Below are 14,849 nucleotides of genomic sequence, written 5' to 3'. Positions count from 1 at the left end.
GGGGCATCTCATTAACATTGAGATGCCCTTTTTCTTGTGTGGTTGTCGTGAAGTAGGCGTTCTGCGGTTGTCGCGACATCTGTTGGGGGCAGTAATCATCGCACGCTAAAGTAGGACTAGAGGCTGAAAGACTGACTAGTTTGTTCTTTTACAAAATCACAGTCGCAGATGCGCCTACAATGGAATATCACAAACTATAAACGCCCTGCTCAGTGTTGCGAAAGCAATGACGCGAATGCCGATATTTGCGAGTAAGCAGCTGTTATAACGGGGTGTGACTTTGGAAGGACGAGAGGTACTGCCGTGGCAGAAGCGACAACGGGCAAGGGCGCAAAAGGCGGCCGCGCTTCCTCTCGCCGTCGTAACCGCCCCAGTCCGCGGGAGCGCCTCCTGACATCAGCGACAGCTCTGTTTACAACGGAAGGCATCCGCGTTGTCGGCATTGACCGCATCCTGCGGGAAGCTGATGTCGCCAAAGCCAGCCTGTACTCGTTGTTTGGATCCAAGGACAAGCTGGTCATCGCGTATCTGCAAGACCTCGATGCCAAATGGCGGGAGGCTTGGGAGCAGCGAGTGGCCTCGTTGGATACCCCGGCGGAGAAGATTCTCGCTTTCTTCGATCAGTGTATTGCGGAGCAGCCGGCAATCGACTTCCGTGGTTCACACTTCCAGAATGCGGCTAGTGAATATCCACGGCCGGAAACGGAGTCGGAGCAGGACATCCGCCAGGCCGCAGCCGATCACCGCTCCTGGGTTTGGCAACAGCTACACACGCTGCTGACTGAAAATGAATCTAGTATGCCGTCTGCTCACGCAAATATGCTGTTGCTCTACCTCGACGGCGGCCTCGCGGGTGCCAAGATGTCCAAAGACCTGAACCCGCTGCAGATGGCGCGCGACCTGGCCCGTGACTTGGTCACGTAAATACCTAATTCCCTTTTTTAACGCGCCCTAGTTCTCGCCTTTTGCTCACGGGCTAATCCCGGAAGCGTTTCCAGTCCGACTCCTTTGAGCCGGTGGCTTTCTTAACCATATTCTTCGTATTCTGGCCGAGCAGCATTCCCAGGTTCTTTGCAATCAGAATTGGTTTCGGCCGCTTCTGCGCCTTTTGTGCTTTCTCGGCTTGTCGTTTCATGTCTGCCCGCACTTTGGCCAGGCCGGGAAGCGGCGGAACTATACCCGAGGAAATCTTCATATCCTGCGTCAGGGACGGCAAATTGTCCTGAGCGCCAGGCCTCATCTGGGTCACCATGTAGCGAACCTTCGCAATTTTCAAAGCCTGGGCATATTCTTCGTCCTGCTTTGCTTTACGACGGTCCCGCGATTCCTTCTCAATAGCGGCATATTCGCTCTTATACTGCTTTATTTTCCACGGAGCGAATGCGGATTTGATATAAAAGCGACGCTTGGCCTGCTTTAACTTCTTCTTTTCCTCCCGCTCCGATTCGTATTCACCCTTTTGGTGGTTTTGAAGAGTTCGGAAATCGTCCGTGAGCGGGTAGGTCTTTTCTACATAGCGGGTAAGAATAATATTTTGGGTCAGTGTCCAGAAGTTATTGGTGACCCAGTAGACAATTAGAGCCACAGGTGTTGGGCCAAAGAACCCCGCGAAGAGGATCATCAGCGGTGCGTAGATAAGCATTACGCGCATGAATTTGCTGAGGAATACACTGACGCTATTGGAATAGTCGAGAGTGCGCTGCAACCGGCGGTAGGAAATGACCAAGTTAAAACCGGTGAAAATGGCCGCTGCCACGATGCCGATAATGCAGAAAGCTAACAGCGAATCATGATCGCCCCCAAGGATTTGTAGTTGCTCCCGGTCCATGCGCAGATACGCGGGTAGAGGCTGCCCCAAGAATGTCGCACTCAGAAAGTCGGAAATCTCATCCTTAGAGATGAATCCGACATTATGAGACGCAGGCAGCCCAGGCCCCTCAGACGCCCGCAGCATGTGCCTCAGCATGCGAACAAGGCCCATAATCACGGGAATCTGGACGAAGAGGGGCGCCAGCATTACGGAGGTCTTAATACCTTCGGCTTTGCGCATTTCCTTGCTGGCAAAGTTTACGTATTGTGGCGAGTTCGGCTCGATGCTCCTGCGGTAGCGCTCCTTGAGTATAAAAAGCTGCGGCCGTAGGTTGGCCGTCTTGCGCGCCGAGATAAATTGCTGGAACGCGAGAAACGCCAGAGCGCCACGCACCGTAAACACCAGCAGGAAGAGAGAAAGCGTCCAGGACAGAGAAGATGGCAGGTGAAACACTGAGGCCAGTAAAAGGTGCCACGCCTTAAGGACAAACGAGACCAGCCAAACAAATGGTTCCAAAATAACCACGGGCCGACTCCTCCATGTCAAGGATAAGAAAAGTAAGACAACCGGATTAGGCCGGTGTGCCAATTCCAGCCGCTATCCTAGCGACTCGAATCACCTGCCCCAACTTTAAAACAGGGCCCCGCTGTGGCGGGACCCTGTCTTTAAGATAGTGAAGCTGGATGACATCCAGTGGAAGGCAAACGAACCTGGGTGAGAACTAGTTAGCGCTCTCGTACTTTTCAATAATGTGCTTTGGCAGCGCACCGCGGTCTGCAACATCCATGCCATTCTCTCGTGCCCACTGGCGAATCTTGCGATTGCGATCACGGGCCTCAGCGGCATTGGGATTAGCGGAAGAGCGCTTACGCGGAGCTACAACCGTGCTGTGATCAATAGAAGCGTTCGCAATATACGGTTCTAATACCTGCTCGAACTTCTCAGCATTTTCCTGAGAGAGGTCGAGAATGTAGTTCTTACCGCGGAAAGAGAAACGAACGACTTGGTGATCTGCGGAATCAAGCGGAGTCCCATCAAGGTCGTCGATGTACTGAATTAGTTCGCGGCGTGCCATAGAATCCCTGCCTAAGCTTGGTGCTGAACTTGTAATAATGAAGAAGGCTTACGGTGAAACTTCAATACGGTGAAATTTCAAATTAATATCAAGCCCTGTTTTCTTTCCCTCACAGTATAAGTGCAAAGAAATTTAATGTCTATTGACGATAATTGAGCTAGATTGTGCAACTTATATCGAATACATGGTTTGTTAATAATTCGATTAATTGTGCACAAGAACTTGGGGTAATAAAAAGACGGCCCTGCATGTTGTGCAGGGCCGTCGTGAACAGCAACTACGCTACTGAGGGCGCAATGCGGGGTGCGCTCTCAGTGGTCGTCGGAAAGCGAAAGGATGAGAAAGCGCTTAAGCCTGGGTCATGCCCTCACCAGGCTTGCCTCGGTAGGTAGCGGCGACGAAAAGTGGCTGGTTCGGTTCCTCCTTGAGCTCGACGAGGCGGTACTCAGAGGTAACGTCCTCGCGGCCGAAGTAGACAGCGGTGTAGCCGTGGCGGTCGAACTCGAGGTAGTTGACGTACGGGTTCGCAGCCTTGAGTCCAGCGGTAGCAGCCAAGGAAATCGGGTTGTCCTGAGGCAGCTTCACAATGTCATCGATGTTCGGGGCGCTGACGGAAGTACAGACAATCTCAATGGCGGCAATACCGGCACTCGGGTACTGGCCCGGGACCTTCGGTACGTTGCAGTTCCAGGAGGAGTGAATATCGCCGGTGAGGAAGACAACGTTGTCGTAGCCCTCCTTACCCATGATGTCAATCAGCTTACGACGCTCAGCAGCGTAGCCATCCCACTGATCCAAGTTGTACGGCAGGCCGTCCTGAGGCAAGCTCAGCAGCTCAGTGACAGCGCGAGTGGCCTCCGGATCCAGCGGCGGAACCAGCACTGGAGTGAACATGACGGAGTTGCCCACGATACGCCACTTTGCGCTCGAGGAACGCCACTGGCCGAGCAGGTAATTGAACTGCTCAGAGCCGAGCATGGAGCGACTCTCATCATCGGTCTCGCCAGCGCGGATGAACTTCAGCTGCTGGTCACGGTAGGTGCGCAGGTCCAGCATGGTCAGGTCGGCGAGATCGCCGAAACGGAAGCTGCGGTAGAGCTTGCCGCCCTGGGAGAAGGGGACAGCGCGAACTGGCAGCCACTCCAGGTAAGCCTGGATAGCGGCGTCGCGGCGGGCAACGTAGTCGCCTTCGGTCTCCGGGTCGTGGTTCTCAGCGCCACTGTGCCAATCATCGTTGGCGACCTCGTGGTCATCCCAGGTCACAATCCACGGCTTTGCGCGGTGAGCTTCCTGCAGGTCCGCATCGGTGCGGTAGGTGGCGTAGCGCAGGCGGTAGTCAGCGAGAGAAATAATCTCGTGAGCCGGCTTGTGGTCACGAACCGGGCCCTTGCCGGAGTAGCCACCGGCCTCGTACTCGTAGATGTAGTCACCGACACACATAATGATGTCGATGCGGTCATTTTCCGCCATATCGCGGTAAGCGGAGAAGAAGCCACTTTCCCAGTTAGCGCAGGAGGTCAGCGCGATGCCCAGGTGATCTGGCGAGGAGTTCACCGGCGGCGCAGTGCGAGTCTGGCCAATCGGGGAAACCTGGCCCGCGTGATTACCAGCGGTGACGGTAAAGCGGTAGAAGTAGTAGGAATCAGCGGAGAGACCCTTGACATCGATCTTGACGGTGTTGTCAGCATCCGGGTCGGTGTTCAGGGCACCAGAGGCAACGATGTTGCCGAAGCCCTCATCAGAAGCGACTTCCCACTTCAGTGCAACAGGGCGGCCCTGGTTTGCACCTGCGGTGTCGCCTGGGTGCGAGGTCACACGAGTCCAGATAAGAACGGAGTCCGGCAGTGGATCGCCAGAGGCCACACCGTGTTGGAAGACCTGAAAACCGCCAGAACCGCCAGCATTAGCTGGAGACTGTGACTCAGGATTGGCCCCCGCACTAGTAGCGGTCGCCAGGCCGATGGCGCCAGCAGCAGCACCGGTAGCGCCGGCACGCAGTACGGCACGACGAGAAGGGGTGAATGGCTTTTGGGCTGTTGCGTCGCTATTCGAGACCGCGCCGTTCAGATCCGAGGCTGCAGTCTGAGATTTATCTGAAGATGGCATAGCCCTCATTACAGTAGTTCTCAGTCCGTAGCGCCATCGGAGGGAGAAAATAGCCCGATACGGGGGTAATAAGAGCGAAAGCGCGACTATTGCTGCTCAACAACAGTCGCGCTTAGTTCGACGGATCTCGGCGAGTGGCCTTAACCCGAAGCGGCCAGGTTTACGCGCCCAGCTCCGAAATGATCTGGCGATCCAGAGAATCCAGCTCTGCGGTAATGGAGTGGTGTGCGCGACGACGCTGCTCCGGGGTCATCTTCTCGGCAGTGTTAATGGCATCAGTCATGACATCCAGACGCGAGTTGGTGTCCTTGATAAAACCATCGGTACCCTTGACGCCCGACTTACGCAGCTCTGTCAGTGAACCACGAGTGGCCTCAATGCGGGCCAGCAGCGGCGCACCGTGCCCCTGGTAACGAGCGGCATCATTAGCGGAAACACCGAACTTCTGCGCGGCCGAAGAGTGTTCACGGCGCTGAATGGCAGTGATGGCGCGGTAGGCCAGCGGAACCAGCACCGGTACCAGCAGGCGTGCGCCACCGATCCACGACTTTGCCTTGTCCTTGTTGAAGCCCTGGCTGCGCTGCTGTTGCAGGATCTTCTCGGCCATCTTGGTCTGGTGACGCTGCTTGGCGGCCAGCGCCTTCTTCTCGTCCTTGGCACTTGCCTTGCGGATCTTTTCCGCGCGCTTCAGAGCACGGTTTTCCAGCTTGAGTTCCTTCTTACCGAGCTTTTCCTCAGAACGAACGCGGCCAGCGGCCTCCTTCAGCTCCAGCTTGTGCTGGTGCTTCTGGTCGCGCTTAGCGGCCTTGACCTCAGCCTTATGTGCCTTGCGATTAAGTCGAGCTGCGTGGCGAGCCTCTTCCTTAGCCTTCGCCTTGGCAGCCTTCACCTGCTTGGCGGTTTCGCGCCGACGCTCACGGATGTCACCCAAGAAGCTCATTTTTTCCTTCGCCTAGTTGCTCGCAGATAGTCCCTCCGGAAAAGCGGGGCGGAAAACCCGTAAACCCCACCGCGCCGGAGTGCGCTTGCCAGATGCAGTGGCTGCATCACGATTCTTGCTATCCAAGCTTAACGTGAAACTTCCTACCGAGTGGCGATACGCTAATTCTCATTGTGACTGATTCATCCGTTTCGCGCCCGCTTCTCCACGCGAGCGACCTCATCGGCTGCCGCTACCGGCTGAGCCTCGACCTCCGCGAGGGGCGGCTAGTCGAACCTGCTTCTCGCCATGAGCACCGCTTGCCGACGTCCATCGCGTCCATCCCCGGCCTGTACACAGTGGCCCCGGGGCCGGACGCTCACCTGGATACCCTTGAGGCCATCGCCCGCGGAGAAAGCGTCATCGCCGGTGGCGTGCTCATGCATGAGCGTCCGATTCCCGGTGGGGTGTACTCGGGAATCGACGAGATTTGCCACCCCGATCTGCTGGTCAAGGTCGATGATTCACCACAGACGACCTCACCGACGTACATGCCGGTCCTGGTTGTCACACGGCACTTGCTCTCTGCGCGCAAACCGGGCCGGCGGCGTAAGCCGTCGTCAAGCAATGCGGCGCGTGCGGCGGCGATGCAGGTGCGACTGCTGGGCGTTGACCGGCTCGGACGTGCTGGCGTGATGGGGCGGACCCTGCGTCAGGCGATGGTTGTCACGGACGAGTGGAAGCTACGGCATTACGGACCCGATGCTGTGAAGCTTGGGCAGGCAGCGGCGATACTGCACCGCCTGGGCGTATCCTGTGGTCTGGTGGGGGCGATTAGTGCCACCGGGATGAACCTGGATACACGGCATATTGTCATTGCCGATGAAGGTTCGCGCGTGGCCTCGTACCGGATGGCGTTGCGGGACGCGCGTGATGCCGTCGCTGCCACTCAGGGGCGACCGTCACGGTTTACGCCAGGCACCTGGCCGCTGGCGCCACGGCGCATCCGGGAGTGCCGAACCTGCCGTCACCACGACCTTTGCTTGGCTGAGCTGACCGCAAGTGACGACATTTCCCTCCTCCTACCTGGGGATAAGTCCATGCGGTTGCGCAGTGTGGGCATCGACACGGTCACGGCACTGGCGCAGGCGAGTACCAACACTTCGCACGTCAGCAAGGAGCAGGTGTGGATGGCGAGGGCGCGGCTTGCCGACGTCGATGCGCTCCGGGTAGCCGCTAAGACATCGGCCCCGCGTGGCGATGTTGAGATGGATATCGATATGGAGGCGTACCCCAACGATGGCGCCTACCTGTGGGGAACGTGGGTGCCTGGGGAGGACTACCGCGGGTTTATCACCTGGGAGCCACCGGGGCCAGAAGGGCTCGGTGGCACGGCGGAGGCCAGGAACTTTGCGATTTTCTGGGATTACCTGATGCGGCGTCGAAATGCGGCGCATGAACAAGGCAAGACCTTCCGCGCCTATTGCTGGGCGGCAGAGGGTGAGAACTATTGGCTGCGTCAGAGCGCCACCCGGTTCGGCGGCCAGGAATTTGTGGTGCCCGCAGATTCGGCGGAGCTGGCTACAGGCGATGCGGCTGGTTCCAGTTCCGAGGCAGCTGGCCCGACAAAGATTGTGCGGGTGCCGACCCGCGAAGAAGTGGACAAGTTCATTGCCTCGGAGGACTGGGTGGACATGCTGAAGGTCGCCCGTCGCCAGATCCTCTCCACCGTCGGTATGGGGCTTAAAGTCGTGGCCCCGTGGTCGGGCTTCCACTGGCGCGACGCCGATGTTGACGGCGAGGCATCGCTGGATCTGTATCGCATTGCGACGGCCACTGACCTCGACTTTGTCGCGGAACAGTCCTTTGAAAAGCTCACGCAAGCCGAGGCTCGCGCCATGCTGCTGCGCTACAACGGCGATGATTGCCGATCGGTAGCCCACGTCCGCGACTGGCTGGATTCACAGCGCGCGGCCGCGGACCTGCCGCATGGGGATGACCTGCCGGTTCCTTAACGCGCTAACCACGCGCCCACGTGCCGCGCCGGGCGAACTTAGGTGAGACCTTCTTCATCGCAGCATCGCGAATAATGGCCGTGTTCTTGCGGGCTAATAGCAGCAGCTGCTGTGTGCGCTCGGCACGGAATGTTGCGCGAGGAGAGCGGTGCACATCGCGGAAAAGCCGCTTCGTCGCCGCCAGCTGATCCGGCGAGCGTGTCGCCAGCTGTGCCAACTTCTCCTTGGACAGCTCAAGTGCAGCGTCCTCCGTGTCCACGGCCCACGTCGCCAGACCAATCTCAGTTGCTTCCTTGCCGTTGAGTTCTTCGCCAGACATGGTCAGCCAACGTGCAGTATCGGCGCTGACCTCATCGAGGATGGTTCGCATACCGGACATATCCGGAATCAGTCCCCACTTCGCTTCGAGGATTGACCACTTGGCATCGCTCGTAGTAATGCGGAAATCAGCACCTAGTGCAATCTGTAGACCACCGCCGTAGCAGTGCCCATGCACTGCCGCGATGACCGGCACCGGCAGGCGTCGCCAGTCCCAGCAGGCGCGCTGGAACAGGTTCGTGCCGTGGATATCGGGGACGAATGAGCGCAGGATGCGCGAGGGCTTCTTAAATGCCGAGGCGAAATCGAGTCCAGCGCAAAACGATTTGCCCTCGCCACGTAGGATCACGCCACGCAGATCACGGTCAGCTGCCAGTTTCCGGGCGACGGCGGACAGCTCGGTCAGCATCTCAAGTGTTAGACCGTTGAGTTTGTCTCCGCGGTCCAAACTGACGACAGCGATTTTCGCCGCCTCTGAATCAGCTACGACGAGGTATTCATAGGCGACGTTGACATTGTTGCTGGTGTTCATGGGCACTAACGCTAAACGACGGATACGTGTGCCGCCCGGGAAATACCAAAAGTGGTCTCAAACAAGACACAAAAAACCGACCCGCTGAGGGTAAGTCCCGTCAGCGAGCCGGTAAGCCATCTTTAGCGCGCGGCAGGGACGCGTAAAAAGCCGCGCGCTGTTAGCTGAAATTACTTGGCAGCTGCGAACAGCTCTGCAGCGTAATCCCAGTTGAAGACGTTCCAGACAGCCTTGACGTAGTCAGCCTTGACGTTCTTGTACTGCAAGTAGAAAGCGTGCTCCCACATATCCAGCAGCAGAACCGGCTTCAGGTTGATGGACAGGTTGCCCTGCTGATCAGTCATCTGCTCAATAACCAGGCGCTCTGCAATGGTGTCGTAACCCAGAACAGCCCAGCCGGAGCCCTGCAGGCCCAGAGCAGCAGCGTTGAAGTGAGCCTGGAACTTCTCGAAAGAGCCGAAGTCGCGCTCGATAGCCTCAGCCAGCTCACCGGTCGGCTGGCCGCCACCGTTCGGGGACAGCAGCTTCCAGAACAGGGAGTGGTTGGTGTGGCCACCCAGGTTAAAGGCCAGGTCCTTGGACAGGCCGGTAACAGCTGCGAAGTCGCCGGACTCGCGAGCAGCAGCGAGCTTCTCCAGAGCAGCGTTGGCGCCGTTGACGTAATTAGCGTGGTGCTTGCTGTGGTGCAGCTCCATAATCTCGCCGGAGATGTGCGGCTCCAGAGCGTCGTAAGCGTAATCCAGCTCAGGAAGTTCGTACTTAGTCATTAGGAAAATTCCTCCTCAACACGTTTTTAGGTTGTGCCGTTGATGGTACTCAAGATGAGCGGATGCGCAACCATTTAAGCAATACAATTAATGCGAAATTCATAAAAAATGCTGTTCAGGGATATCTGTCACAAGTTTATGAACGTGGCGGCTGAGTGCGGCGAATCCACTTACTCACGCGCTTGAAGCGCATTCCGGCTGCGCCACCCAGGTCGTCGTCAAGCGGAATGTCGAGGATGGAAGCCCACGTTGGCAGCATTTCTTCCTCGTACCGGTGGCCGTGACCACCGGGGACGGTGACGGAGGCGAGGCCGTCGATAAGCACCTGCCAGAAGGTGACGAACGGGTGCCAGCGCATGGAGGGGAGAACATCGCGGCCGACGCGCTCTGCAAGCCAGTCGGGGCGGCGCCAGGCCAGTGGGTAATCCCACCAGACGATGGGGTCAGAGGCATGCTGCAGGAATGCGACGCGCGGGAATTCCCACGGCCCGAACTTGGTGACATAGAAGGAGTGGTACAGCTCGTCGGGGCGCGTAGCGAAGCGGATGTTTCGCCCCTCGTCGATGACCGGAGCGATTTCCGGAGACCCCTTTGTCCGACGGTGCGTCAGCTCTTTCCACATTGCGGAGAACTGTGGTGCGCCCGTCCAGACAGCACCGTCGACGCGTGCGAGCATGTCAGCGGAATTCTCGAATGCGCCGAGACCGCCAAACCCGCCGAGGGATTCACCGGCGACGTAGACCTTTGGCCGGTCGTTCTCCGGCATCTTGTCGACTTCCTGCAACACCCGATGGATAAGGGTGTGGCCAGCCGCGATTGGGGTTTCGTGGTCCGTTAGCCATGCCACTGGGGAGGGGAGGTCAGAGTACTGCAGAGCGACAGTGGCGCAGTTGCCAAGGGTCAAGAACTCTGCAGCCTGCGCCGACCACGGTGGCACCCAACCGGTGCCGGTGGTGGTGAAGACAACCAGATGATCGCGCCGGAACGCGCCGGTGCGGTGCATCTCGCGGATGATGAGCTCCGCCTGTTCCCGCAGAGAACGACCTGGCACCTTGCCCGCATAAATGCGGATGGGTTCCTGCAGTTCGGAGAGCGGCTTGCCAGTGACCACCGCCAAATCTCGGGCACGGGGGCCTTCGGCGACGAAGACGCGCCCCTCGGCGCCGAGTGCGTACCACGGCTCCAAAGACCATGGACTTCCGGAACGTTCCGGCTCCCAGGGCTGCATGCGGCCTGGAACTACCAGGGTATTCAGGTATCGGGACTTCTTGGCGATGGACTCCAAAGTCCGACGGATAAGCAGTCGGTCAATGCTGGCGGCCACGGCACCACCGACGATGGCACCGCTGAGAACCGGGGCGAGACCGCGCGGCAGCCAGGGGCGGAGGTTGTCCCGCAGTAAGTCATAGCCGCGATTGGCCAGCGCGGAGAGCCCCCGAGTGGTCAGGTAGAGACCACTGGCAATCATTGTGGAAGCGAACTGGCTGCGTGCGGATTCCTGCTCATCCTTGCCCACCAGTCGGCCAATTTCGCGCTGCTGGGAAATAGAGCGCAGCCACAGCGCCGCGGTGGTGGCCGTGGTGGCAACATGCCAGGTCACGGCCAGTGCGCGCTCGTGTCGAGGTGCCGGCGCAAAGCGGTTGAGCGGAGTGCTGGCCAGACGCCGCATCGTCGTGTTGTAGCCATAGCCGATAGCCACCCCGGTGACATGGCCCGCCAACTGTGCCAGGAAGGTCACAGTAACGGTGGCGGTCCGAGTACGCGGCATCAGCGAGGGGCTAAAGGCAGCCCATGACGCAATTTCTGCACCAATTAGACCGGGGTTGGAGGGGATGCCCGCCCGCAGTGCGCTGCGGATAGTGCCAGGGCCGGTACCTAGGAGGCGTTCGCGAAAGACTTTGGTAGCCATCAGACTGCCGGTGCCGACTGCGCCCAGCGCTTTGGCCATGCCAGCTGTGCCAGCGACTCTTGCAATTCCCGTTCGCGCTGCTCGTGCAGCTCGCACTGTCCTGGTGGTTTCGATTGGCTGAGCTACAGGTGTGTTGCCCGTAGACGCAATCGAGGGCGCAATCGAAGTAAATGCGCGACGCAGGAATCCCATAACTCCCATCATGGCAAATTTTTTCCTCGGGGTTTATTCATCTCGCGCCAGTTTTCCGCACAAAGCGTAGCCTGTGGGGTGTCGCAACGTTTTCCGAATCGGTTGAGAAGGATCCGAGGGTTATGAAGCTATCCACAGGAAATAAGGTCGTGCTGATCGGCGCTGGCGACGTCGGCGTGGCATATGCGTACTCGCTGGTCAACCAAGGCACTGTCGACCATTTGGCAATCATTGACATCGACGAAAAGAAGACGATGGGCAACGTCATGGACTTAAACCATGGCGTCGTGTGGGCGTCGTCGCGCACCAAAGTCACTCAGGGCACGTACGCCGACTGTGACGATGCCGCGCTGGTAGTCATCTGTGCAGGCGCAGCACAAAAGCCCGGCGAGACTCGCCTACAGCTGGTGGACAAGAATATGAAAATTATGAAGTCCATCGTCGATTCCGTCATGGCCAGCGGTTTTGATGGGCTCCTACTGATCGCCTCCAACCCCGTCGACGTACTCACATACGCCGCGTGGAAGTACTCCGGGCTGCCACACAACCGTGTCTTCGGCTCCGGCACCATCTTGGACTCCGCACGTTTCCGTTACATGCTGGGTGAATACTACGATGTTTCCCCGATGAGCGTGCACGCATACATCATTGGTGAACACGGCGACTCCGAGCTGCCGGTGTTGTCCAGCGCCAACGTTGCAGGCGTCAGTCTGTCCAAGCGCCTCGCCGCCGACCCCGCGCTTCACGACGAGCTGGAGGACATCTTCATCCGAACCCGTGATGCCGCCTACGAGATTATCGATGCCAAGGGCTCCACTTCCTACGGAATCGGTATGGGTCTGGCCCGCATTACGCGCGCCATTTTCCAGAACCAAGAGGTAGCTCTGCCGGTCTCCGCATACTTGCAAGGTGAATACGGTCATGAGGACGTGTTCATCGGAACACCCGCCATTGTGAACCGTCGAGGAATTCGCCGCGTTATCGAGCTTGAGCTGGACGAATACGAAAAGAAGCAGCTGGACAAGTCCATTCAGACGCTCCGAGATGTGCAGGATCCATTCTGGAAGTAACTGCTGGTAGCGAGAGCAGATGTCTTCTCGACATGCGCTTTCGGCCGTCTCATTTGAGAATGAGAATGCCCACCTTCTATTGGCCCGCGTGGCCGACTCTGGCCAACGCTTCGTCTTAAACACAGGAGTGCCTTCTCTATGGCAGCGCAGAGCCCTCAAGACACAGCAACAGCAACTGACAACACTGAAAGCGGCGCGGCCGTACCGCGTCTGGATGACCTCATCAGCAAGGTCACTGATCTGATCACAGAGTTGGACGACGTTTCGGTGGAGGCTTCTGCACTGCTCGCAGAGGTGCCGGAGGAGCGCCGTCGGCACGCGGAAAACCTGCTGCACTACGCACACCTGCGCACAATTGACATCCGTGAGCTGCAAAACAGCTTGCACGACCTCGGCGTGACCAGTCTGACTACGGTGGAGACTTTCACCCGGGGGCGCCTTGAGCTCGCTCTCAACGCGCTGTTGGCGCTGGCGGGGCGCACCTCAGACATCGATGTCGCCCGCATTATTGCCGACGATGAGCGCGCGGATATTGCCCTGGATAACAACGCCACCGAGCTGTTCGGTCAGGAGCGCGCGGATGTCACTTCGCACATTATGGTGACCCTGCCCGCCGAGGCCGCCGACGATGCAGAGTTGGTGGAGAGCTTCGCTGCCGCTGGCATGGATCTCGCTCGCATCAACTGCGCCCACGACGGCCCTGAGCAGTGGAGCCGCATGATTGACAACGTCAATGCTGCAGCTGAGAAGGCCGGTCGCCGCATCTTCGTGTCCATGGATCTGGCTGGCCCGAAGCTGCGCACGGGCGATATCGAACCGGGGCCGCGTGTGGGGCGCGCCCGTGTTGTGCGTGACGACGCCGGCACGGTCATCTCCAAGTCCAAGATTTGGCTGACTCCACGGCTGGATGAGCACCCCAAGCCAGCTCCGAGCGATTTGCCGGGGCGTCCCGCACTGCCGCTGGAAGCAGATCAGGGGTGGTTGGAGCAGCTGCAGCTCGAGGACGTCATCACGCTGCATGACTCCCGCTCGGCCAAGCGTCACTTCACCGTTGTGCGCATCGACACCGACTCCGAGGGCGAGGTCGAGGCTGTCCTCGCCGAGGGGGAGAAGAACGCGTGGATCGCCGAGGGCACACACCTGCGGAGCAACTACGAGGTCACGCGCGCTGGTGGTGTGCCACCGACCGTGCAAAAGCTGCGTTTCCACACTGGGGATGAGTTTATTCTCACCAGCCGTGAGGAAATCACCACCATTCCACGCACCGACGATGAAATTCCACGCGTCTCCTGTTCGCTGCCGTCTGCCGTGGCGGCTCTGAAACCGGGCGATCCGGTACTTTTCGACGACGGTGCACTTGGCGCTGAGGTGGTTGAGGTCTCCGAGACGTCGTCAAGCGAAGATAGTCACGTCGATGCCCGGCTGCGTGTCCTGCGTACGAAGCCGAATGGTCAGCCGCTGGCGGCGCATAAGGGCATCAATCTGCCGAACACCGACCTGCCGCTCAATTCGCTTACCGACGAAGACATTGAGCACCTGCGCTTTGTGGTGGAGCATGCGGATATTGCTGCGGTGAGCTTTATTCGCACGCAGGGGGATGCTGAGTACGTCTACAAGGTGCTCGATGAGATTACGGCAGAACATGAGGCTGCGGGCCGCGAGGACCTGGCGTCGAAGGCTCGGAATCTGGGTGTTGTGCTGAAGATTGAGACTATTCCGGCATTCCAGAATCTGCCGGGAATCATCATCGCCAGCATGAAGCGCGCCAAGTCCGGTCTGATGATTGCTCGTGGTGACCTGGCTGTGGAGCTGGGCTTCGACCGTATGGGTGAGGTCCCAGGCCAGATTCTGACGCTGGCGCAGGCAGCCGGTGTGCCGACCATTCTGGGTACTCAGGTGCTGGAGAACATGGCCAAGGCCGGCCTGCCGTCCCGCGCGGAGATTACCGATGCGGCCTTCGCCCTGCGTGCCGAGTGCGTGATGCTGAACAAGGGGCCGCATATTACCGAGGCCATCGCGATTTTGAACAACCTGGCCCGGAAGATGGGGCGTTCGCAGCGTAAGAGCCGCATCATGCTGCGGAAGATTCGCAGCTGGTCGGACTAGTGGCTGGGTTAGGGGCCGGGCTAGTTTAGG

The 14,849-nt window shown here is 58.8% G+C and carries 11 protein-coding genes; 4 read left to right on the top strand and 7 right to left on the bottom strand.

The genetic code is table 11. The features are described from left to right. Positions 1–303 precede the first annotated feature (303 nt). Positions 304–924, top strand: coding sequence for a TetR/AcrR family transcriptional regulator (locus HMPREF3011_RS04320; RefSeq protein ID WP_016421686.1), 621 nt, complete (start codon positions 304–306; stop codon positions 922–924). Positions 925–976: 52 nt separating this feature from the next. Here HMPREF3011_RS04320 and yidC read toward each other — a convergent pair whose 3' ends face one another. The 4 genes from yidC to HMPREF3011_RS04300 form a co-directional block, all read right to left on the bottom strand. Beyond that, entirely contained in the window at positions 977–2,335 is a 1,359-nt protein-coding gene (gene yidC / locus HMPREF3011_RS04315) for a membrane protein insertase YidC (RefSeq protein WP_038627029.1), read from the bottom strand. Between the two features lie 196 nt (positions 2,336–2,531). Further along, positions 2,532–2,885: a histone-like nucleoid-structuring protein Lsr2 gene (locus HMPREF3011_RS04310; protein ID WP_016421684.1), complete on the bottom strand. Its 354-nt coding sequence runs from the start codon at positions 2,883–2,885 to the stop codon at positions 2,532–2,534. 348 nt (positions 2,886–3,233) lie between these two features. Beyond that, complete coding sequence (locus HMPREF3011_RS04305; RefSeq protein WP_038627027.1) at positions 3,234–4,991, bottom strand: alkaline phosphatase D family protein; 1,758 nt, start codon at positions 4,989–4,991, stop codon at positions 3,234–3,236. A gap of 160 nt (positions 4,992–5,151) precedes the next feature. Next, positions 5,152–5,931, bottom strand: coding sequence for a DUF6474 family protein (locus tag HMPREF3011_RS04300; RefSeq protein ID WP_070841200.1), 780 nt, complete (start codon positions 5,929–5,931; stop codon positions 5,152–5,154). Between the two features lie 173 nt (positions 5,932–6,104). On the opposite strand from HMPREF3011_RS04300, the gene HMPREF3011_RS04295 reads away from it, so the two are divergent. Next, on the top strand, positions 6,105–7,925 hold the full coding sequence (locus tag HMPREF3011_RS04295) for a ribonuclease H-like domain-containing protein (RefSeq protein ID WP_038627024.1): 1,821 nt from the start codon (positions 6,105–6,107) through the stop codon (positions 7,923–7,925). 4 nt (positions 7,926–7,929) lie between these two features. Here HMPREF3011_RS04295 and HMPREF3011_RS04290 read toward each other — a convergent pair whose 3' ends face one another. The 3 genes from HMPREF3011_RS04290 to HMPREF3011_RS04280 form a co-directional block, all read right to left on the bottom strand. Beyond that, a complete protein-coding gene (locus HMPREF3011_RS04290) occupies positions 7,930–8,775 on the bottom strand; it encodes a crotonase/enoyl-CoA hydratase family protein (RefSeq protein ID WP_038627022.1) in 846 nt (281 codons plus the stop codon). A gap of 170 nt (positions 8,776–8,945) precedes the next feature. Further along, the gene (locus HMPREF3011_RS04285) at positions 8,946–9,542 is read right to left on the bottom strand and encodes a superoxide dismutase (RefSeq protein WP_005510435.1); all 597 of its coding nucleotides are present in this window, start codon (positions 9,540–9,542) and stop codon (positions 8,946–8,948) included. A gap of 136 nt (positions 9,543–9,678) precedes the next feature. Beyond that, positions 9,679–11,655 (bottom strand): alpha/beta-hydrolase family protein, encoded by a 1,977-nt coding sequence (locus tag HMPREF3011_RS04280; RefSeq protein ID WP_038627020.1) that lies wholly within the window; start codon positions 11,653–11,655, stop codon positions 9,679–9,681. 110 nt (positions 11,656–11,765) lie between these two features. Here HMPREF3011_RS04280 and HMPREF3011_RS04275 point away from each other — a divergent pair, with 110 nt between their 5' ends. Then, positions 11,766–12,713: an L-lactate dehydrogenase gene (locus tag HMPREF3011_RS04275; protein WP_038627019.1), complete on the top strand. Its 948-nt coding sequence runs from the start codon at positions 11,766–11,768 to the stop codon at positions 12,711–12,713. A 138-nt stretch (positions 12,714–12,851) separates the two neighbouring features. Further along, positions 12,852–14,819, top strand: coding sequence for a pyruvate kinase (locus tag HMPREF3011_RS04270; protein ID WP_052155554.1), 1,968 nt, complete (start codon positions 12,852–12,854; stop codon positions 14,817–14,819). The last annotated feature ends 30 nt before the right edge of the window (positions 14,820–14,849 follow it).

Origin of the sequence: Corynebacterium sp. HMSC074C04, assembly GCF_001838295.1 — a bacterium.
GTDB lineage: Bacteria > Actinomycetota > Actinomycetes > Mycobacteriales > Mycobacteriaceae > Corynebacterium > Corynebacterium amycolatum.
The sequence above is the reverse complement of the archived record's forward strand: the minus strand, read 5'-3'. Positions and strand labels throughout refer to the sequence as shown.

Excerpts from the sequence above, each read along its gene's own strand:
- HMPREF3011_RS04310 (WP_016421684.1), bottom strand. The coding sequence starts at position 2,885 with ATGGCACGCCGCGAACTAATTCAGTACATCGACGACCTTGATGGGACT.
- HMPREF3011_RS04305 (WP_038627027.1), bottom strand. The coding sequence starts at position 4,991 with ATGCCATCTTCAGATAAATCTCAGACTGCAGCCTCGGATCTGAACGGC.
- HMPREF3011_RS04300 (WP_070841200.1), bottom strand. The coding sequence starts at position 5,931 with ATGAGCTTCTTGGGTGACATCCGTGAGCGTCGGCGCGAAACCGCCAAG.
- HMPREF3011_RS04290 (WP_038627022.1), bottom strand. The coding sequence starts at position 8,775 with ATGAACACCAGCAACAATGTCAACGTCGCCTATGAATACCTCGTCGTA.
- HMPREF3011_RS04285 (WP_005510435.1), bottom strand. The coding sequence starts at position 9,542 with ATGACTAAGTACGAACTTCCTGAGCTGGATTACGCTTACGACGCTCTG.
- HMPREF3011_RS04280 (WP_038627020.1), bottom strand. The coding sequence starts at position 11,655 with ATGATGGGAGTTATGGGATTCCTGCGTCGCGCATTTACTTCGATTGCG.
- HMPREF3011_RS04275 (WP_038627019.1), top strand. The coding sequence starts at position 11,766 with ATGAAGCTATCCACAGGAAATAAGGTCGTGCTGATCGGCGCTGGCGAC.
- HMPREF3011_RS04270 (WP_052155554.1), top strand. The coding sequence starts at position 12,852 with ATGGCAGCGCAGAGCCCTCAAGACACAGCAACAGCAACTGACAACACT.